Genomic DNA, 259 nt, shown 5'->3' with positions numbered 1-259 from the left:
ACACCTTGAAAGATGGATGGTGTTATCTAGCTTCTGTCATGGATCTACACACAAAGAAAATAATTGGCTATTGTTTCTCACGTTCTATGGCAACAGACATCGTATTAAAGGCTTTAGAAAACGCTTATACTACACAACAACCCAAAGATGGAGTAGTATTCCACTCTGATTTGGGATCACAATATACAAGTGATGAGTTTTCCGAGCGCATTAAATTCTACGGTATAGAACATTCCTTTAGTCATAAGGGCTGTCCCTA

At 38.2% G+C, this 259-nt stretch carries 1 protein-coding gene; it reads left to right on the top strand.

Features of this window, described 5'->3' with window-relative positions:
* A partial coding sequence (locus tag PZC42_RS21830) for a DDE-type integrase/transposase/recombinase (protein WP_277214297.1) occupies nucleotides 1–259 on the top strand: 259 nt, incomplete at both ends.

Source organism: Isoptericola croceus (assembly GCF_029382255.1).
In the GTDB taxonomy this organism is placed as follows: domain Bacteria; phylum Actinomycetota; class Actinomycetes; order Actinomycetales; family Cellulomonadaceae; genus Isoptericola; species Isoptericola croceus.
This window is presented reverse-complemented; position numbering and strand designations above follow the sequence as displayed.